The 19,580-nt window shown below is 66.7% G+C and carries 14 protein-coding genes; 4 read left to right on the plus strand and 10 right to left on the minus strand.

Features of this window, described 5'->3' with window-relative positions:
- Positions 1 to 8 precede the first annotated feature (8 nt).
- Positions 9 to 1,325, minus strand: a complete 1,317-nt coding sequence (locus tag KF887_13105) for a malonyl-CoA decarboxylase (protein QYK40357.1) — start codon at positions 1,323 to 1,325, stop codon at positions 9 to 11.
- A 215-nt stretch (positions 1,326 to 1,540) separates the two neighbouring features.
- Here KF887_13105 and KF887_13110 point away from each other — a divergent pair, with 215 nt between their 5' ends.
- On the plus strand, positions 1,541 to 2,212 hold the full coding sequence (locus KF887_13110) for a GntR family transcriptional regulator (GenBank protein ID QYK40358.1): 672 nt from the start codon (positions 1,541 to 1,543) through the stop codon (positions 2,210 to 2,212).
- Positions 2,213 to 2,226: 14 nt separating this feature from the next.
- Here the strand turns inward: KF887_13110 and KF887_13115 are convergent, their stop codons facing one another.
- The 7 genes from KF887_13115 to KF887_13145 form a co-directional block, all read right to left on the minus strand.
- Complete coding sequence (locus KF887_13115) at positions 2,227 to 3,048, minus strand: sugar phosphate isomerase/epimerase (GenBank protein ID QYK40359.1); 822 nt, start codon at positions 3,046 to 3,048, stop codon at positions 2,227 to 2,229.
- A gap of 15 nt (positions 3,049 to 3,063) precedes the next feature.
- Positions 3,064 to 3,870 carry a class I SAM-dependent methyltransferase gene (locus KF887_13120; GenBank protein ID QYK40360.1) on the minus strand — a complete coding sequence of 269 codons (807 nt, stop codon included), beginning with the start codon at positions 3,868 to 3,870 and terminating at the stop codon, positions 3,064 to 3,066.
- 29 nt (positions 3,871 to 3,899) lie between these two features.
- Positions 3,900 to 5,174, minus strand: coding sequence for a TRAP transporter large permease (locus KF887_13125; GenBank protein QYK43574.1), 1,275 nt, complete (start codon positions 5,172 to 5,174; stop codon positions 3,900 to 3,902).
- A 48-nt stretch (positions 5,175 to 5,222) separates the two neighbouring features.
- The gene (locus KF887_13130) at positions 5,223 to 5,801 is read right to left on the minus strand and encodes a TRAP transporter small permease (protein ID QYK40361.1); all 579 of its coding nucleotides are present in this window, start codon (positions 5,799 to 5,801) and stop codon (positions 5,223 to 5,225) included.
- Positions 5,802 to 5,900: 99 nt separating this feature from the next.
- Positions 5,901 to 6,893 carry a TRAP transporter substrate-binding protein gene (locus tag KF887_13135; GenBank protein QYK40362.1) on the minus strand — a complete coding sequence of 331 codons (993 nt, stop codon included), beginning with the start codon at positions 6,891 to 6,893 and terminating at the stop codon, positions 5,901 to 5,903.
- A gap of 89 nt (positions 6,894 to 6,982) precedes the next feature.
- Positions 6,983 to 8,080: a mandelate racemase/muconate lactonizing enzyme family protein gene (locus KF887_13140; protein ID QYK40363.1), complete on the minus strand. Its 1,098-nt coding sequence runs from the start codon at positions 8,078 to 8,080 to the stop codon at positions 6,983 to 6,985.
- Between the two features lie 34 nt (positions 8,081 to 8,114).
- On the minus strand, positions 8,115 to 9,305 hold the full coding sequence (locus KF887_13145; GenBank protein ID QYK40364.1) for an aminotransferase class V-fold PLP-dependent enzyme: 1,191 nt from the start codon (positions 9,303 to 9,305) through the stop codon (positions 8,115 to 8,117).
- A gap of 123 nt (positions 9,306 to 9,428) precedes the next feature.
- Here KF887_13145 and KF887_13150 point away from each other — a divergent pair, with 123 nt between their 5' ends.
- Positions 9,429 to 12,377, plus strand: coding sequence for an FAD-binding protein (locus KF887_13150; protein ID QYK40365.1), 2,949 nt, complete (start codon positions 9,429 to 9,431; stop codon positions 12,375 to 12,377).
- Between the two features lie 72 nt (positions 12,378 to 12,449).
- On the opposite strand, the gene KF887_13155 is transcribed toward KF887_13150, so the two are convergent.
- The gene (locus KF887_13155) at positions 12,450 to 15,569 is read right to left on the minus strand and encodes a hypothetical protein (protein ID QYK40366.1); all 3,120 of its coding nucleotides are present in this window, start codon (positions 15,567 to 15,569) and stop codon (positions 12,450 to 12,452) included.
- Between the two features lie 297 nt (positions 15,570 to 15,866).
- Here KF887_13155 and KF887_13160 point away from each other — a divergent pair, with 297 nt between their 5' ends.
- Both KF887_13160 and KF887_13165 read left to right on the plus strand, forming a co-directional pair.
- Positions 15,867 to 17,354, plus strand: coding sequence for a glycosyltransferase family 2 protein (locus KF887_13160; protein QYK40367.1), 1,488 nt, complete (start codon positions 15,867 to 15,869; stop codon positions 17,352 to 17,354).
- Positions 17,355 to 17,448: 94 nt separating this feature from the next.
- Positions 17,449 to 18,630, plus strand: coding sequence for a glycosyltransferase (locus KF887_13165; protein QYK40368.1), 1,182 nt, complete (start codon positions 17,449 to 17,451; stop codon positions 18,628 to 18,630).
- 42 nt (positions 18,631 to 18,672) lie between these two features.
- Here the strand turns inward: KF887_13165 and KF887_13170 are convergent, their stop codons facing one another.
- Positions 18,673 to 19,440 carry a sulfotransferase gene (locus KF887_13170; protein ID QYK40369.1) on the minus strand — a complete coding sequence of 256 codons (768 nt, stop codon included), beginning with the start codon at positions 19,438 to 19,440 and terminating at the stop codon, positions 18,673 to 18,675.
- Between the last annotated feature and the right edge of the window lie 140 nt (positions 19,441 to 19,580).

Raw genomic sequence — 19,580 nt, forward strand, 5'->3', positions numbered from 1 at the left:
TCTCCCGTTCACCGCTGCCGCACCAGCCTTCGCAACGGCGGCGAGGCCGCGATCACCCCACGATTGGCAAAGGCTTCGTGGTTCTTCTCGATCGTGGCAAGATCGTAAAGGTAGTTCACCATGATGCCCCAGGATTCATCCCTCGCCCGCGCGCCCGGATCGGCCGAAAGATTGATGCGCTCCAGCCGCGCGCCATTGCCAAGGTGGAACCTTGCAACCGGATCGGCGGGCATCCCGGCCGCGTTGCGGCCCTGCAGGAGATAGCGCGCGGCAATGGATGCGGCATGGTCAGGCGGCGGCATGCCGCCATGGTCCGCGCCACCATCGGCCAAGGCACCATCGGTCAGGGCCGCGCGTTCGTCCACGCTCAGCACACCCTCCTCGCCCCGCGTCATTTCTGCGGCCACCCAGCGGCGCAGGCCCGGCACCGGCGACAGCGTGACGAAGGTCCGCAGCCCCGGAAACCCCTGCCGCAGTTCCTCGACCACCTGCTTGATCAGGAAATTGCCGAAGGAGATGCCGCGAAGGCCCGCCTGGCAGTTCGAGATCGAGTAGAATGCCGCCACGGTTGCCGCTGCCGGGTCGATGGCACGGCGATCCTCCGACAGGATGGGCCCGATCGCGGCGGGAATTGCCGTTTCCAGTGCAACCTCGACGAAGATCAGCGGCTCGTCCCGCATCGCCGGATGGAAGAACGCATAAAGCAGACGGTCCGGGGCCGCCACGCGGCGGCGCAGATCGTCCCAGCCAGTGATCGTGTGCACGGCCTCATAGGCGATGACCTTTTCGAGGATCGCCGCCGGGGTGGTCCAGTCGATGCGTCGCAGTTCCAGGAAACCCCGGTTGAACCAGGATCCCAGAAGATGCCGGAAATCCGCGTCCAGCGTCCCGAGCGCCGGATCAAGACGCATGGCCTGCAACAGGTCGCTGCGCATCGCCACCAGATCGCGCGTTCCGTTCGGCGCACGGTTCAGCCGACGGATCAGTTCCTGGCTGCGCGGTTCCCCGGCGAAATGGATCGCGCGGGCGGTGATGTCGTCATCGGCCTGCCGATAGGCATCGAGGGCGCGGTCAAGCGCCGCGCGATCGACGCCGAACCTGCCTTGAACCTCGGTCAGGAAGGCACGCTTGCCGTTCGGATCAAGCTGCGCGAAACGGTCAAGGATGTCTCGCGCAAGCGCAAGCCCGGTCGCCTCGCCCTGCCCCGCCAGCAAGGCGGCGCAGCGGTCGGCCAGGGTATCGCCGGGTCCGTCGGTGAGCGACATGGCGCGACCGATCTCGGCCACCTTGCCCAGAAGATCGCTGAACAGCGCGGCGGCCTTCATCGCTTGCTTTCTCCCTCCGGTCCGGACCCCGGCAGACATGCGGTCGGTCCCCAGCCGGATTCCTATTCAGAACTGGATGCAAAAACAATATCCATGTATACATTCGTCAGAGGGATTGCGGCATGTCCGGGGTTGCGTGATACCCGGGTTTGCGGCCTGATCGCCTTCGGCGCATGAAGCGACATGAGGCCGTAAACCGAAAGACGGGACGCTCGATGGCAAAACGGTCGGATGAGTTGCGGGACATGCTGGAAGAAGAGATCCTGACGGGGCATTGGCGCCCCGGGGATCGGCTGGAAGAGGTGATGCTGGCGGAACGCTACGGCGTGTCGCGCACGCCCATCCGCGAGGCGCTTCTGCAACTGTCGGCTTCCGGCCTGATCGAGAACCGCCCGCGACGCGGGGCCGTGGTGGCCAAGATCGGGCCGCGCCAGCTGATGGAAATGTTCGACGTCATGGCCGAGCTCGAGGCGATGTGCGCGCGGCTTGCGGCGCGCCGGGTGACGGATGAATCGCTGCGCCGGATCTACGAGGCGCATGACGCTTGCGGACGGGCGTTCAAGTCTGGCGATACCGATGCCTACTACTATGAGAACGAGGTGTTTCACGGCATGATCCGGCAGGCCGGGCGGAACGAGTTCCTGATGGAACAGGCGGAAATCCTGCAGAAGCGGCTGAAACCCTATCGCCGGATGCAGTTGCGCGCCCGCGACCGCATCCGCGCTTCGTATCAGGAACACGAAACGATCGCGGCGGCGATCGCGCGCGGCGATGCGGCGGCGGCGGCCGATGCGATGCGCGGGCATGTCGGCGGGATGGGCGAGCGGTTCAACGACCTTCTCGCTTCGCTCGACGCCGCCGAAAGTGCCGCCCGCACAGGGTCGTGACAACGCCGGCCGCGTCAAGCGACCCCGACCGTGAGCGCCTGTTCCACCAGATAGCGGCGCCCTTCCAGCATGTCGTCCAGCGTGCCGAACTGGTTCATGTAGTGGCCGGTAAAGCCTGCCGCCTCGATCCGCCGGAACATATCGGGCCAGTCCATGGTGCCCTCGCCGGGGTTCAGGTGTTCCTCGACGGTGCCATGGCAATCCGCCAGCCGCACCTCGCGGCAACGCCGCAGGTCGAGACCGTCGACGAACCCCGCCACATCCTCGGGGTAGAGATGCGCGTGGTTCGCGGTAAAGGCCATGCCCAGGTTGGGCGAGGTCAGTTCGCTGAAATACCACTGGCATTCCTCCAGTGACGCGCAGAGGTAATGCACCTCGGCATGGTCCGGCTCGCGGTTGGTGTTCTCCAGCAGAAGCAGCACGCCACGTTCCTCGGCATAGCCGACCGCGCGCTTCAGTCGCTCCAGCCCGGCAAGGCGCCGGGCCTTGTAGTCGGCGGTAAAGTGATAGCCCGCATGCACGATGACCCATTCGGCCCCGGTGGTCACCGCGAGGTCGATATAGGCACGCAGGTAGGCATCGGCAGCTTCGGTGACGAACGGCGACACTTCGGCGATGTTCACCCCCGACAGCGTATGAAGCCCCAGCGTCACGCCTGTCTCGGCGCATAGCGCCCGGATACCGGCGCTGCGGTCCTGCATCGTCGCCAGCGCGTTCGGCGCAAGATCGGTCTGCACGTCCAGGAAACGCACCTGATTGGCGGCCGCCCAGCGGATCGCATCCTCGACCGGCAGCGACCTGCCGACATCCATGCCGATCCGGTCGAAAAGGTTCATTCGGTTCTCCATCGTCTATTTCGCAACCCGTCCGGTCACCACCCAGGCAGTCGCGGTCAGCGAGCGCGGCCCGTCGGTATCGCCCGACAGATAGGCCATGCGCACGGCCTGAGCGACGCGTTCGCGCAGGGCGGGTTCCAGCGCCGCCACATATCCGCCGACCGGCCCCTGCCCGCCGAGAAGCGGCTGCCAGTAGTCGTCGAAATCGGCAAAGTCCATCCGCACCGTCTCGGACCGCCGCTCAACATCCGTCAGCCCCGCCGCGCGCAGCAGATCCGGCATGCCGTCGGGCTTGGCGAGCGGATTGGCAAAGATCCTGTCGCGCGTCGACGCCGCCACCGGGTCGATGCCTGCCGCCGTGTCCCAGAGCAGCCGCTGATAGACCAGTCCTCCCCGGAAATCCCAGGCTGCGGTCACCACCATGCCGCCGGGCCGAACCACGCGCACCATCTGGCGGGCCGCGCGCAGGGGATCGCTCATGAAGTTCAGGGCGATCAGGGCGATGGCGGCGTCGAAGCGGCCATCGGGAAAGTCCAGTTCCAGCGCGTCCATCCGCTGGAACGCGACGCCAGGCTGGTCCGTGCGCCCGCGTGCGAAGGCCAGATAGGGTTCGGCCACATCGACGCCAACCAACGCACGGCCGGGGTAGCGTGCGGCCAGTGCCGCCGTCACGCTGCCGGTGCCGCAGCCGACGTCCAACACCGGTCCATCGCCCGGCAGGGGAATGGTCTCGGCGATGCGGTCGGCGACGCGGCGGCTCCACCGGCCGATGAAACGCTCATAGGCCGCGCCGTCGTTGGCCTGATAGCCCGAGTTCGACATCGAAGTCACTTTCTGTTCGTCGGCAGGGCCTAGCGCATCAGCGAGGGCAGCCAGGTTGCAAGTTGCGGGAACGCCATCAGAAGGATGGTGAACACGAGAATCGTCACGAAGAACGGCAGGTTCGCCACGAACACGCGCAACTGGTCGGTCCGCGCGATGCGCCCGGTGATGATCAGCGCGATGGCCATTGGTGGCGTCAGCTGGCCGATCACCACCGCCATGACCATCAGCACACCGAAATGCAGCAGGTCGACATCATGGATCAGCAGCGCGGGCAGGATCACCGGGACCAGCACCGGGATCAGCGGATCGAGGAACATCCCTGCGATGATCGCCAGCACCATCAGCACCATCAGGCGCATGAACATGCCGTCACCGGGGGTCAGAACCTCGACAATGCCCGCCAGCGCCTGCGGCACCTGCGCGCTCGACAGGCTGGCGCCCAGCGCAAAGGACAGGCTGACGATGATCAGAAGCTCGCCGGTCATCATCAGGGCGCCGACAAAGACCTGATAGAGCCCGCGAACATTCAGCGACCGGTAGACCACCATCGACAGGAAGATTGCATAGATCACGGCGAAGGCGCCGCCTTCGGAAGGGGTAAAGACCCCCAGGACCAGCCCGCCGACGATGATGGCGGGCATCCCGAACGCCAGGATGGCGCGCTTGCCGCTGCGCAGGATTTCCAGCGCGGACAGGCTGCCATGGCGGCGCCAGCCACGGAATGCCGCAAGGATCGCGATCTGCAGCATGAAGGTCAGGCCCAGCAGGATCCCCGGGATCAGTCCCGCCAGGAACAGCGCCCCCAGCGAGGTGCCAGTGACGGCCGAATACAGGATCATCGGCGATGACGGCGGGATCAGCGGGCCGATCCCCGAAGAAGATGCGCTGATCGCCGCCGAGATTTCGGGCGAATACCCCTCCTTCTCCATCGCGGGGATCAGGATCGAGCCCGATCCCGCAAGGTCGGCGGTTGAGGATCCGATCATGCCGCCGAAGAACATGCTAGTCAGCACGTTGACCTGTGCCAGCCCGCCCCGCATCCACCCCACCAGCGCCCGCGCAAAGTCGAACAGGCGCCCCGAGATGCCGCCTGCGTTCATCACCGTTCCGGCAAGCACGAACAGCGGCAGCGCGATCAGGGTGAACTGGCTGACGCCGGATACCATGGTCTGCGGGACCATCAGGCTCCATTGTCCGCCAAGAACGAAGTTCATCGCGACAGCCAGCAGCAGAGCGGCCACCATCGGCGTCCCGAGCACGAGCAGCAGCAACAGGACGCCGATGGAAATAAGGGGAATGATCACTCCGGTGCTCCGTTGGGGAAGGGATATGGCGGTGCAGGCCGCCGGTCAGCGGCGTGACCTGCCGCCGCCCCGCATGTCCTCGACCACAAGCATGACATAGGCCAGCGCGGCGAGCAGGGGACCGATCATCAGGGCAGCCTGGAACCATCCCTTCTGGATCTGCAGATAGATGGTGCGATCGGTGCCGAAGAACTGGACATACTGGAAACCGGCGACCGCAAGCCACAGGAAGGCCCCGGCGGCAAGCAGTTCGGTCAGATAGCCCAGGACGCGGCGCGGTCCGTCGGACAGTCGCGTCGAGAGGAAATCGATCCGGATGATCTGGCGCCTGCGGATCGACAGGAACATGCCCAGCATTCCCAGCCACGGCAGCATCGCCAGAACCAGTTCATCGCTCCAGATCAGGGCGCGGCCGACGATGTAGCGCGATACCGCATTGCCGAACACAAGCAGCACGATCGACAGCAGCACGGCCACACCCGCGACCTCGGCCGCCTTGTTGACGGCGCGGTCGATCCGACCCTTGCCCGCGTCGTGATCGAAGACATCGATCGCGCGGCTGGCTGCATCCACCTGATGCGCAAGATCGGCGCCGGATTCTTCGGCTCGGGGGGGCTGGGACATGAAGTTGCGCCTCGCGATATGCTGGTAGGGCTGATGGCCATCGGCGGCCCGCCGGAACCCCTGCGGCACCATCCGGTGCCGCAGGGATCGGTCACAGCCTCAGTTCGAAGCGGCAGCAACCACCTGCGCGGCGAAGTCCGCCCCGGCCATCTCGCCCACCGCGGTCCAGATCGGAACGGCGGCCGCCTTGAACGCCTCAAGGTCGATCTCGTTCACTTCCATGCTGGCGCTCAGTTCGCTGACCAAAGCCGCATCCGCCTCGGTGCCCAGGTTGCGGGTGTAGACGGCCGCCTCCTGTGCCGCGGCCTTGACCGCCGCCTTCTGTTCCTCGGTCAGCGAGTCATACTTGCGCGCGTTCATCACCAGCGTGACCGGCGAATACACGTGGCGCGAAAGCGACATGTATTTCTGCACTTCGAAGAACGACCGGTTCTTGATGGCCAGCAAGGGGTTCTCCTGACCATCCACGGTACCCTGCTGCAGGCCGAGATACAGCTCGCCCATGTTCATCGACACCGGCTGCGCGCCGAAGGTCGAGAAGGCGAGAATGCGCGCCTTGCTGCCCGGCACGCGCAGCTTGATCCCCTGAAGGTCGGCGGGGACGACGACCGGGCGCACGTTGTTGGTGATGTTGCGGAAGCCGAGTTCACCGAACGCCAGAACCTCGACGCCCGCCGAGGCGCGCATCGATTCCCGCATTGCCTGGCCGATCTCGCCGTCCAGAAGGCGTGCGACCGTCTCGCGATCGCTGAACAGGAACGGCATGTCGAAGACTGCCCACTTGCTGTCAAGCGACACGGCATCCGATCCCATCGGGTAGACGTCGATCTGACCCGTGCGGATCATCTGCATGTGGACTTCTTCGTTTCCGAGCGCCTGCGTATGGAACAGCTCGTGCTCGAAAGCATCGCCGAGGGCGGCCTCCAGGTTCTGGCCGAAACGTTCGGCCATCTGGATATCCAGCCCGGTAAGCGGGTTCTCGCCCGAAATCCGCAGCGTCAGGGTCTGCGCAAGCGCCGGGGCAGGCAGGGCAGCAAGGGCGGCCAGGGCGAAGGCACCGGCCGCACCTTTCAGGCTTCTGAACATGGTCATCGTTTTTCCTCCATATGTGCGGTGTGCTTTGTTCTTGTCCGATCCGAAGCGCCACCATCTTCGGAGCCGGTTGAAGAAAGGCGCCGGGGTCAGCCGGCGCGCATCGTGTCGCGCATCGCATCGCGGTTCAGTGTCACGCCAAAGCCGGGCGCCGCAGGCACGGCAAGCCGACCGTCCTGAACATGCGGCACAGCGACAAATATGCTGCGCTCGACCTGGTCGACGCCCAGGTGGCACTCTGCCAGCGTGCCATTGCGGAACCCCGCAACATGGTGCAGCGAGAATATCCCGCCGCCGCCCGCGTCAGACAGGGGCCGGTTGTAGATCTGGGCCAGATGCGCCACCCGGCGCGTCTCGGTCAGTCCACCATTGTACAGGCTGTTCGGCATGAAGATGTCGATCGCGTCATGTTCGACAAAGGCACGGAACCGGTCGGAATGGCCGTCCATCTGCCCCGCCGACAGCGGGATCGTAGTGCGCCGGCGCAGCATGGCCATGTCGCGCGGGTCGTTGCGATGCACCGGATCCTCGAACCAGGCGATGTCCTGACCGTCCAGCAGCGCGCAGAGACGCATCGCCTGATCCAGCGACAGGCTTTCATTGGCGTCGATCGCCAGCGTCACCTCGGGGCCGAGGGCCGCCCGCACATGGCGCACGCGCGCCGCATCCTCGTGGATTCCGCCCTTCGCCACCCCGACCAGCATCTTGAACCGGCGATGACCCTGAGCCTGCAGGTCGCGCGCAACGGCAACCAGCTGATCCCGGTCGAAGGCACCGAAACCGAAGGTGCAATACGCCTCGGCATGGTCCTTGTGCCCCCCCAGCAGCTGCGCCACCGTGCGGCCGGACGCCTTGCCGATGATGTCCCACAGGGCAAGGTCGATGCAGGACAGCGCGGACAGGTTGATCCCGATGGTCTGGCCGCGTTCGGACACGAGGGTGTGCAGGCGGCCGTGTATCCGCTCCAGGTCGCGCGGGTCGGCGCCCATCACGGCGGGGCCCAGGTGGCGGGTCACCGCCGCCGCGACGGCATGCGGCAGAAAGCGCGAGGCCATGCCGACACCGACATGGCCCGCGTCGGTCTCGACTTCGCAGATGATGCGGACGGAATCGCCCGCGGGTTTCCCCACCAGTGGCAGGACGGTGTCGAACACATGGACGCTGGCCCGGACCTCGACGATCTTCATTGCGCTGTGCCGCCCCTCGCTTGCCGCGTCCGTGTCATTCCGCCGCCTCCTGCACGGGTGGCCCGTTGCCCGACAGCGATTGCATCGCCGCCTCGACCCCGCCCGGTCGGTGCGGGATGCCGCAGGCGGCCAGCCCCATCTCCACGCCCGAGATCGTTCCCGTCACCATCAGGTCGTGGAAGTCGCCCAGATGGCCGATACGGAACACGCGGTCGTTCAGCGGCCCCAGTCCGTTGCCCAGCGACATGTTCGAGCGTGCGAGGATCTCGGCCCGCAGCGCGTCGGCGGAATGGCCCTCGGGCAGGCGCACGGCGGTCAGGACGGGCGAATGCTCGGCCTCGACCCTGCACTGCGTCTCGAAACCCCAGTGACGCACGGCGGCACGGGTCGCCTCGGCGGCCCTGCGGTGCCGATCAAAGACGTTGTCCATGCCTTCGTCCTGCAGCATGTCCAGCGCGACCTTCAGCGCCTGCAGCATGTTGGTGGCCGGGGTATAGGGGAAATACCCCCGCGCATTGGCGGCGATCATGTCCTCCCATTCCCAGAAGGCCCGCGGCAGGCGGGCCTTCGCCGCGGCGGCACGTGCCTTCTGCGATACTGCGTTGAAGGAAAGGCCGGGCGGCAGCATCAGCCCCTTCTGCGATCCGCCCACCGTCACGTCGACACCCCATTCGTCATGCCGATAGTCCACGGACCCCAGGGACGAGATCGTGTCGACCAGCAGCAACGCCGGATGGCCCGCCGCATCCATCGCCCGCCGCAGCGCCGCGATGTCCGAGGTGACGCCGGTGGATGTCTCGTTGTGGACCACGCAAACGGCCTTGATCGCATGGGCACGGTCCTCGGCGAGGCGCGCGCCGATCCGTTCGGCTTCGACGCCCGAACGCCAGTCGCCGGCCATCACCTCGGCCTCGATCCCCAGCTTGGCCGCCATCTTGCACCAGAGCGACGCAAACCAGCCGGTCTGGTACATCAGGACGTGGTCACCCGGCGACAGGGTGTTGACGAGCGCCGCCTCCCACGCGCCGGTGCCCGAGGCGGGATAGATGACGACAGGCTGCTCGGTGCGGAACACCGTGCGTATGCCGGCCAGAACCTCGGTCCCAAGCTTTCCGAACTCCGGCCCGCGATGGTCGATCGTCGGCATCGCCAGCGCGGCAAGGATCGGAAGCGGCGTGTTAGACGGGCCTGGGATCTGAAGGAAATGTCGTCCGGGATGATGCATCGGGTCTTCCGCTTTTATCGTTTGGCACAACAGAACGGTTTCTGCGTATTCTATTTGAAGCACGATGTATACAATGTGAGCAACTGATTCTTTGGACAGATCGCAGGCGACCGGGATGGATCGATGAACGAAAAGCCGGAAACGACGCAGTTCCTGCGCCCGTTTGCCGCCGCGCCCGACGGCGGTGCGCTTGCCCGCGATCTTGTCGGGCGGATGAAGGGCGGGGTCGCCGCCGACCCGTATTCGCGCGGCCGCTACGCGACCGATGCGTCGATCTACCAGATCATGCCGGCGGCGGTTGCCTTTCCGAAGGATGTCGAGGACGTGCAGGCAGCACTGGATGCCGCGACGCGCCATGATGTTGCGGTGATCGCACGCGGCGGCGGGACATCGCAGAACGGGCAGCCGGTGGGTGCCGGTCTGGTGCTGGATTTCAGCCGCCACTTCAATGCCGTGCTGGAGGTTGACGCCGACGCGATGACCGCAAGGGTCGAGCCCGGCGTGGTGCTGGAACGCCTGAACACCCGGTTGCGGGCGCAGGGGCTGTTCTTTCCGGTCGAGCCTTCGACCGCCAGCCGCTGCACCATCGGCGGGATGACGGGCAACAATTCCTGCGGCGCCCGTTCGCTCGCCTACGGCAAGATGGTCGACAACGTGCTGTCGGTCGAGGCGCTATTCGCCGACGGGACGCCGTTCCGGTTTCACAACGGTGCCGATTCGGACCGGTCCTGGGCGATCGCGCACGAGATGCGCAGCCTCGCCGAACGCCTGCGCCCCGAGATCGAGGCCCGTTTTCCGAAGGTCCAGCGCCGCGTGGGGGGCTACAACCTTGACCGGCTGCTGCTGCCCGATCCGCATGACGCGGGCCTTCTGGTCGGGTCCGAGGGCACGCTGGCACTGACCACGGCAGTCACGCTGAAGCTGTCGCGCCTGCCCAGCCACCGGGTGTTGGGCATCTGCCATTTCCCGTCGTTCCGCGCGGCCATGGAAACGACACGCCATCTGGTCGCCCTCGGGCCGACGGCCGTCGAACTGGTCGACAACAATGTTCTGACGCTCGGTGCCGACATGCCGCTGTTCCGCCGGACGCTGGACCGGATCACCAGGGGGCGGCCCGACTGCCTGTTGCTGGTGGAGTTCGCGGGCGATGCATCGGCACCGCTGTTGCAGCAACTGGCCAGGCTGGAAAGCTGCATGGCCGACCATGGCCATCCCGACGCCATCGTCGCCGTCACCGACCCCGTCATGCAGCGCGAGGTCTGGGACATGCGCGAGGCCTGCCTCAACATCATGATGTCGGCGCGGGGCGACGCCAAGGCCGTCAGCTTCATCGAGGATTGCGCCGTTCCGCTGGAACACCTGGCCGACTACACCGACGCGATAACGGCGCTGTTCGACCGCCATGGCACGCGCGGCACCTGGTATGCCCATGCATCGGTCGGCTGCCTGCATGTCCGGCCGATCCTGAACATGAAGGATCCGCGTGGCCTGGCAGCGATGCGCACCATTGCCGAGGAAGCCTGCGATCTTGTCCGGCGCTTCAAGGGGTCGCATTCCGGGGAACATGGCGACGGGATTTCACGGTCCGAGTTCCACGAACGGATGTTCGGTGCGCGCCTGGTGCGCGGGTTCGAGGCGGTGAAGGATGGCTTCGACCCCGGCGAGCGCCTGAATCCGGGCAAGATCGTGCGCCCCTACCGGATGGACGATCCCGAACTGATGCGCTTTGCCCCCGGCTATGCCGTCACGCAACCCGAACGGACGGCGCTTGACTGGGGCGATCCGGCCGAGGGCGGCTTCGGCGGCGCGGTCGAGATGTGCAACAACAATGGCACCTGCCGCAAGCTTGCCGGTGGGGGCATGTGCCCGAGCTATCGCGTGACCCGCGAGGAAAAACACCTCACGCGCGGCAGGGCGAACACGCTGCGGCTGGCGATCTCGGGGCAACTGGGCCCCGATGCCATGAGTTCGGCCGAGATGAAGGGCAGCATGGCGCTGTGCGTCGGCTGCAAGGCCTGCCGCCATGAATGCCCGACCGGCGTCGACATGGCGAAGATGAAGATCGAGGTGCTGCATCAGCACCACGCGCGGCACGGCCTGCCGCTGCGCGAGCGTCTGGTGGCCTTCCTGCCGCGCTACGCCCCGCTGGCATCGCGCCTGCGCTGGCTTGTCAACCTGCGCGACCGGGTGCCGGGGCTTGCCTGGGCCAGCGAGCGGATGCTGGGCATGTCGGCCCGCCGCGCCCTGCCCGTCTGGTCGGCGCCCTGGCAGGAAACCGGCGACCCCGCACGGCCAGAGGACGTAAGGGGTGACGGATTGGACATCGTCCTGTTCGCCGATACCTTCAATCGCTACTTCGAGCCCGAGAACCTGACGGCGGCGCGGCAGGTGCTGCGTGCCGCCGGCTACCGGCTGCACCGCGTGGCACCGCCGACCGCCCGCCCGCTGTGCTGCGGCCGCACCTTCCTGGCGGCAGGTCAGGTGGATCAGGCCAGAATCGAGGCCGAACGCCTCGTCCGCGCGCTGGCCCCCTATGTGGCGCGGGGGGCACGGATCGTGGGGCTGGAGCCGTCATGCCTGCTGACGCTGCGCGACGAGTTGCTGGCGGTCCTGCCGGGCGAGGCGTCGCGGCAGATCGCGGGGGCGGCATTTCTGGTCGAGGAACTGATGGCATCCGATTTGACGCTGGGCCGCATCACGCTGCCCCTGCGGGACCTGGGCCCGAGGGTCGCCCACCTGCATGGCCATTGCCATCAGAAGGCGTTCGGTGCGATGGGCCCCGTTGCGGAGATCCTGGCGCATGTCCCCGGGCTCGAGGTGCGCCACATCGAATCGGCCTGCTGCGGCATGGCGGGCGCCTTTGGCCATCAGGCCGAAACCTATGACGTCTCGGTCGCGATGGCGGAGCTGTCGCTGCTGCCTGCCCTGCGCAAGGCCGGGGCTGACGACCTGATCCTTGCCGACGGCACAAGCTGCCGCAAGCAGATCGCCGATGGCGCCGGGCGCCCGGCGCTGCATGTCGTGCGCCTGCTGGCACGACATGTGCCAGAGGGCAAGCGCGCAGGCCCCTAGCGGCGGGGGGGGGTCCGCGTCTGGTGCGGATTCCCCCCCGCCCTGAACGGTCTGGCCGCGCGCGCCGCGCGATCACACGGCGGGAGGTTCCGGAACCGAGGGCATCAGCGGCAGCAACGCATCGGCCAGCGCGTCGGCATCATCGCAAAGATGCAGCGGCAGTATCACCGCGTCCGGCATGGCACGCGCACGCTCTGCCTGTGCACCCAGATCGAACACCGCCGCGCGGAGGCCCAGCGCTTCGGCGAATGACAGCGTGTAGCAATGCGTCTCTGGCCAGAGACTGGGAACGAACAGCAGGTCAGGATGCAGGTGTGTCAGATGTTCCAGCGCCTCGGTCTCGCGCCGGTAGGGGCCGGTGACGCGGACACCCAGTTGCCGCAGCCGGTCGTCGATGTCGCTGTGGCCGACCACGGACAGGTCGACCGGCAGGGCCCGGCGCCGCACCGTCTCGGCCAGCGCCTCGATCACGCGGCTTCCCTTGTGCGGCCAGACCTTGCCCGGCACCACCATGCGCAGCCGACCGTCCGGCTTGCGCGGCGGCAGCGCGGCGGCGGCGAGGTGCGGCGGATGGGCGACCACCTCGAACCGGTGGCGGGGAAAGTAACGCCGGAAGATCGCGGCGGCGGCCTCGCTGGGAAGGATGCGGCGGTCCGCCCGGTCGAACAGCGCGGCATAGGCGGCCTGGCGCTGCAGCGGATCGCCCTGCCCTGCCTCGGCCAGCGGATCGGTCATCGCGGCCCAGGCTTGCAGCGTGTCGGTATCGGGCGGCCCCCGCCAGGGCGACCCATCGGGCGGCAACAGGCAATACTGGGCACTGATCGCGGCATAGTCATGCCCGATGAACACGATCTCGCCCCGCAAGGCCGCCAGATCCTCAATCACCTGCGCCTGCATCGGCCAGGACAGGCCCGACAGGCTGTGCACGACAATCTGACCCGGCGACATGGCCGCGATGCAGCGCGCCAGAAGCCCCCGGTCGCCGCGCAGGTCCACCGCCGAAAGATTGGGAACGAACATACCGCTGCGCGCGTCCGTCTCGACCGTCATGCGGCAACCATCGTGCAGGCGCAGGATGGCGGCTCCCGGCACCTGACGGATCGCCTGACCCAGATAGGTCTCGACGCCGCCGCCCATGCCATGGCTGATGTGCAGTGCAGTCACCTGTCCCTGCGCCGCCAACCGCGCAAGATCCAGCGCACGGCGCGCGGACCGCAGCGGATCGGCCCGCAGATGCGTGCGCACGGCGGCATTGTGCAGACTGTCCGCCGCGACAATCGGCGCAGGCGCCGAACGTGGCACGCCGGCCCCGGCACGCGGCACGAACAGGTCGCAGGCCACCAGATTCCGCAGACCTGCGCGGCGGGCCCGGCGCCCGATCTGCTCCACCGGATCGGTGTCGCCTCCACCATGCGCCAGCAGGGCCAGCGCCTGCGTCGTGACCAGCACACAGGCCCCGTCTGCGCCCGGCACCTCGACCGCGCGGCCCGCGTTGACGGTCCCGGCAAGACGGTCGATCGCCGCGGCGGACGGTTCGCAGGCCACAAGGTTCGCGGCCGCGGCACGCGGATAGGCCGCGAAGGCCGCGTGGGTGGACAGCGCGGTGACCGTGGCGACCGGGTCGGCGGCATGCGCCATCAGGCGGCCGAACCAGCCGGAGAAGACCTGCGCATCCTGCGCGACGACCACCGCCGCGCGTCCCAGGTCCTGCCCCGACAGCACGTCGCGCAGCAGTGCGTTGCGGGGCGTTCCGGGGGGCGCCGTCCGCCAGAAGACATGACCCTCTTCGTCCAGCGCGGCGAGATCGGCGGTCCAGTCGGCACGGTCGCCCACCTCGACAACTGACACGTCATAGGCCGCATCGCCCCGGTTGCGCAGCAGCGACATGATCGTGGGGCGGGGATCGCCGCCCTCGGGCTCGATCAGGACATGAACGGTTGCCACGATGTCGTCGGTCAGCAGCCGGGGAATGCGCAGCCGGTCGGCAGCCTCCGGCAACGGCGGCGCGGGCCACAGCGTGGTGCCATCCGGAACCCCCCGGATACCGGCCGGGCGCCCGACATGCTGGAAATGCGCCAGCGGGAATACCCCTTCGGGCAGGCCGACGGGCAGTTGCGCGGCATAGTGCCGGGGATCGAACAGCGGTGAGGGGAGCCGCCCCTCCTTCCAGCCGTGCAGCAGGTAGTGAACTTCTGGGTCGGCGCCATCGTGCGGCAGGCCCGGGTTCTGCGCCACATAGAAGTCGGCATCGAACAGGTCGGTCATCGATGCCTCGACACGGTCCCAACTGTCCCGCGTGCCGATGATATGCGTCAGCATGGTCGCCGCTGCCGGGGCGCGGTCGCCCGACATGAGTGCGGACAGTGCCAGACTGAATGCCTCGGCCCGATTGCCCGCGGCCAGGTGGGCGTTTGCCTCTTGCAGGTTGCGGGGCAAGGGCGGGGCCGCAGCGGTCGTCGCCGGTCGCGCCGCGGCAGGCTGCGGGTCCGCGACGGGTTCCGATACGCCCGACAACCGCGCCCGCAGGGCGCGGACGACCTGCGGCTGTCGTTCGGCGGAGTCGGCCAGCGCTGCCTCGCCCAGAGCCTCGCGCAGGTAGTGAACGAACGGATTGGCTCCGCTTTCCGCCACCGCCGGTGTCTCGCGCAGATATGCCTCCGAGGAAAAGCCCGGGGCCGGATCGCGCCCGGTGACTCCGCCCAGGATCAGATAGTGCAGCACCGGGTCCGACGGCACCTCGCGCGGGGCGAAACCCCGGCAATAGGCGGGGACATTCATGAACTCCGCGACAAGCGCCCGGTCCGGATGCGCCGCGAAGCCCCGGCCCGGCGCCGCAATATCCAGACGCCGCTCGATCACCGCGTCGGCGGCCGCCTGCAACCGCATGATCACGCCGAGGCGACGCATGTCGTTGCCGCCCGCCTCGCGATGCGCGCAGAATATGTGCAGGCGCAGTTCCTCTGCATCCTCCGGCAGGGTGAAGACCGGCAGCCTCGTAAGCTTGCCGCGCGTCACCTCGACACGGTGGCAGGTCTGTCCATCCCAGACGGCGACCACTTTGCTCGACTGCTGCCGCGCATCATGCGGCAGGAAGAACGACACCTGGACATCGCCACGGCCCTCGATCGCCAGCGCGCCCTCGATCTCGAGCCAGCCGTCGCCGTGCCAGTTGATCGCTTTGACGCGGCTCATCGAATCGCTCCGTACAATCGGCAGTCCCGCGTTCTATCCGCGCCCAGGTCCGCCAACGCAACCCCGGCGCCCGCGGAGGTCGAAGAACTGCGCCGACTTATGGCCCGCCCGCCCGGACAGCGCGCCCTGCCGCATTCGCGGGCACAGGCAGAACGCGCAACCGGCACAGGCCGATGGCGGCTTGACTTGCCAACTGTTTCCGGGGACGTTGCCCGCCGACACAGGGACAGGCGCTGATCCATCAGGATTTTTTCCTGCATTGACGTGATCATAGACCGCAGCGCAACAGGCAGGGGCATGGCCAGCAAGACCTTCCTCCACACGAAATACGCCACCGACAACGCCGATGTCGCCAAGCATTACGGCGCGGATGACGAACTATTGCTGCGTTCGCACTATGAAACCTACGGACGCAACGAACTGCGCGGCATCGACGCCGCCGAACACATGCGGGTCGAGGGCGTGCTGTGTTCCGAGTCGGGCCATGTGTTCCTGTCCGGTTGGGCGGATCGCCGCCACATCCGCAAGTTCCATGTGACCATCGACGTCGGCTACGAACGCTACGATTTCGGCGAGATCGAACCGGCATGGTACCGCCGCCCCGACGTCGCCGCCGTGATCGGCGATACCGAGCGGCCGTCCGGCTATCTCGCGCTGCTTGAACTGGACGATGTGACGCCGCATCCCAACCTGACCATCCTGGTCAACGGCAAGCCGGTTCACCGCGTGGGCAACACCCGCTGGCAATCGGTGAGCCAGTTCCTGAACCAGACGCTCGGCGCGGTGGCCGCGGTGGCGGATCTGCCGATCGGGCAGTCGATGGCGGCGTCAGAGGTTCTGCATGAGCCCTTCGCGAGCGTATGGCAGGCATTCCTGGCAAAGCTGGGCTTCGTGCTCGCCTTCCAGAACGCGCAGCACGCCGCGGCGGAGCGATCGATCGTCATCACGCTGTACCGTCGCGCCGACATGCTGATCCCGCAGCTGGAATCGCTGGCACCCCTGCTGGCGGGCTCGGGCACCGAAATCGTCGTGGTCTGCAACGAACTGGTCGGCGCAGAGGTGGTTGTCGAACGTCTGCGCGGGTTCTGCCAGCTTTGGGACCTGCCGCTGCGCCTTTACCTGTGTTCCGGCAACTCGGGCTTCTCGCACGCCAACAACTTCGGTGCCGAGGTGGCGCGCGGCCAGACGCTGGTGTTCATGAACCCCGACGTCTTTCCGCCCGAAGACCCCGCGCATGACCAGGGCGTGCGCGACTTCCTGTTCAATCCGCCGGGTCAGGCACTGCATGGGGCGATGCTGTACTACGGCGATGGCGCGCTGATGCATGCGGGCATGTATGCGGTCTGCGATACGGTGGTGGATGCGGTCCGCGCCACCGCGGCACGGGCGGCGCGCGTGGAGCATTTCGGCAAGGGCCTGTCGCACCGGGTGGATGACGATGCGGCCGCGCTCGACGGCGCGCTGCGAAAGCTGCGTGACGACGTGCTGCTGGTCTCGGCCGCGCTGTGGAAGATCGACCGTGAGCTTTTCCTGACAGTCGGCGGCCTTTCGACGGAATACGTCTTTGCCTACTACGAGGATGCCGATTTCTGCCTTCGCCTGCGCGAACGCGGCATTCCGATCATCCTGGACCGTGCATCGCGCTGGATTCACATGGAGGGCGCGGGCAAGGCCTTCAGCCCCCCGCAACGCAGCTTCATGTGGCTGAACCGTTGCCTGTTCTCGCGACGGTTCGGAGCATCTCCCCTCGTCGTGGACAGCCACGACGACCTCGAACTCTTGTAGGAGCCGGAACCCGGTGCGATTCCTGACTGTCGCTCTCTATCATCCGCGTGTCATGAAGGGCGGTGCCCAACAGGTCGCGAAAGATCTGCATGACATGGCGGTTGCCGATCCGGATGTCGAGGCCACGCTTCTGGCCGGCATCGACGGACGCATGTTCCCGGGTTACGGCAAGGTCGGGTCGGCGATCACCGCCCTGCCCGACAGCCCGAACGAGTTTCTGCTGGTCGGCCACAGCTTCGACGACTTCTACCACACCATCTACGACGCGCGGCGCAACAAGGCACTGCGGCGTTTCCTCGAGGATGTGCGCCCCGATGTGATCCACATTCACCACTCGCTGTGGGTGGGGCTGGAGTTCCTGCAGCTTGCGCGCCAGGTGCTGCCCGACGTGCGCATCATCTACACGCTGCACGAATACCTGCCGATCTGTCTTGCGAACGGCCAGCTTTACCGGCGGCATGAGGCGGCGATCTGCCTCGACACCTCGCCCGACCAATGCGTGCGCTGCTTCCCCGACCGGTCGGTGGACGATTTCGTGCTGCGCCGGCGCGGGTTCCGGCGGGCCTTCGCGCTTGTCGACCATTTCATCGCGCCATCGGAATACCTGCGCCAGCGGTTCATCGCCTGGGGCATTGCGCCAGACCGTATCTCGACCATCGCCAACGGCCACAAGTCCTGCCGCCCGACCGGTTGGGTGCCCTCGCACAGCCCCGGCGTCGCGACCTACGGCTTCTTCGGACAGTATGTCGACGCCAAGGGGATCGACGTACTGCTGCAAGCTGCAAGCACGGCGGCGCGCGAAATCGAGACGCGGATCGAGATCAAGATCCACGGTGGCAACAAGCAATACGCGTCCGAACCCTATCTGAAGCGGATCGAGGCCATCATGGCCGAGATGCCCGAGAACGTGCAGGTGACGGAGGCTGGTTCCTACGCCCGGGAGAACGTGTTCGAACTGATGGCGGCGGTGGACTGGATGGTGATGCCGTCGGTCTGGCCGGAAACCTTCGGCCTCGTGATCTCGGAGGCCTGGGATGCACGGCGTCCGATACTCGGCGCGCGGGCCGGCGGCATCACGAACCGCATCATCGACGGTGTCAACGGCCTGAGCTTTGCACCCGGCGCGACGGGCCAACTGGCCGGGCTGATCGTGCGGACGGCCGGCAATGCCGAACTCTGGACCAAGCTTTCGACCGGCGTTGCCGACGAGATCTCGATGGATCAGGCCTGGGCGGAACACCGCAGCTGCATCGCGGCGCTGCCGGGCGCCGCGTGACGGAAGGCGGGCCATCGCGGATGGCCCGCGACGTGCCGGCGCTCAGGCGAAATAGGTTTCCAGCCCGTAGCCGAGCTTGTCACCGACCGGTCCGCAGATGCTCAGGAACGAGTCCTTGTCTTCTTCCGACCAGTCGATCTCGCTGAACTTCAGGAACCGGTCCAGATCGGCGCCGGGCGCTGTTGCCTGGGGACGTTCCGATTCAAGATAGGCGATCATCCGCTGTGTCTCGGCCTCGTCCAACTCCAGAAGCTCCGCCATGCTGCGGCATGTGCCCTCGCGGTCTGTGACGAGATCGTGATGATCGAACTCGATATAGGAGTTGCCAAGCTGCGGCTTCACCCGCTCCCAGGCGCGGTGGCACTCGGCCCATTCCGTGCACTGGTTCGCGAACGGCTTGTCGCGGAATTTCTTGCGCTTTGACTGAAGGTTATCCACATGGCGGCGGGCGCAGTGGATGAATCGGGCATGCTGGTGGAACGCCAGAAGGTCCGGCGCGTGGGCGATCGGGTGGATGTTGGGCGTCTTGTCCAGCAGATGCGAAGATCCCAGGTTCTCGACCAGATAGCGTTCGTAGCCATGGAAGAAATGCCGGATCAGCACGCGCTCGCGCAGCGCGCTGACGCCGTTGCCAGCGACCTTCGCACCTTCGTTGGCACGCGCTTCCCGACGAACAACCGAGATGATTTCAGTCAGGATATCAATAAGATGACCTTCACCATACCCTTTGTAGCGTGTCGTCGCGAGGGCGTTGCGAATGGCCGACGTACCCGACCGAGTCGTACCCAGGATATAAACAATCTTAACCAAGCAGGCTCTCCGATGACGAATGGATGGCTTTGCCACACCAGTCGCTTCACAAAGAGACATTTTTCGGCGCCGTGCAAGTCTCGATCACATCGGGGACGCCGCGTTCCAATGTCCCGGTTGCGGCAGTGCGGCGGCACTGC

Source organism: Paracoccaceae bacterium (assembly GCA_019454225.1).
Taxonomy (GTDB): Bacteria; Pseudomonadota; Alphaproteobacteria; order Rhodobacterales; family Rhodobacteraceae.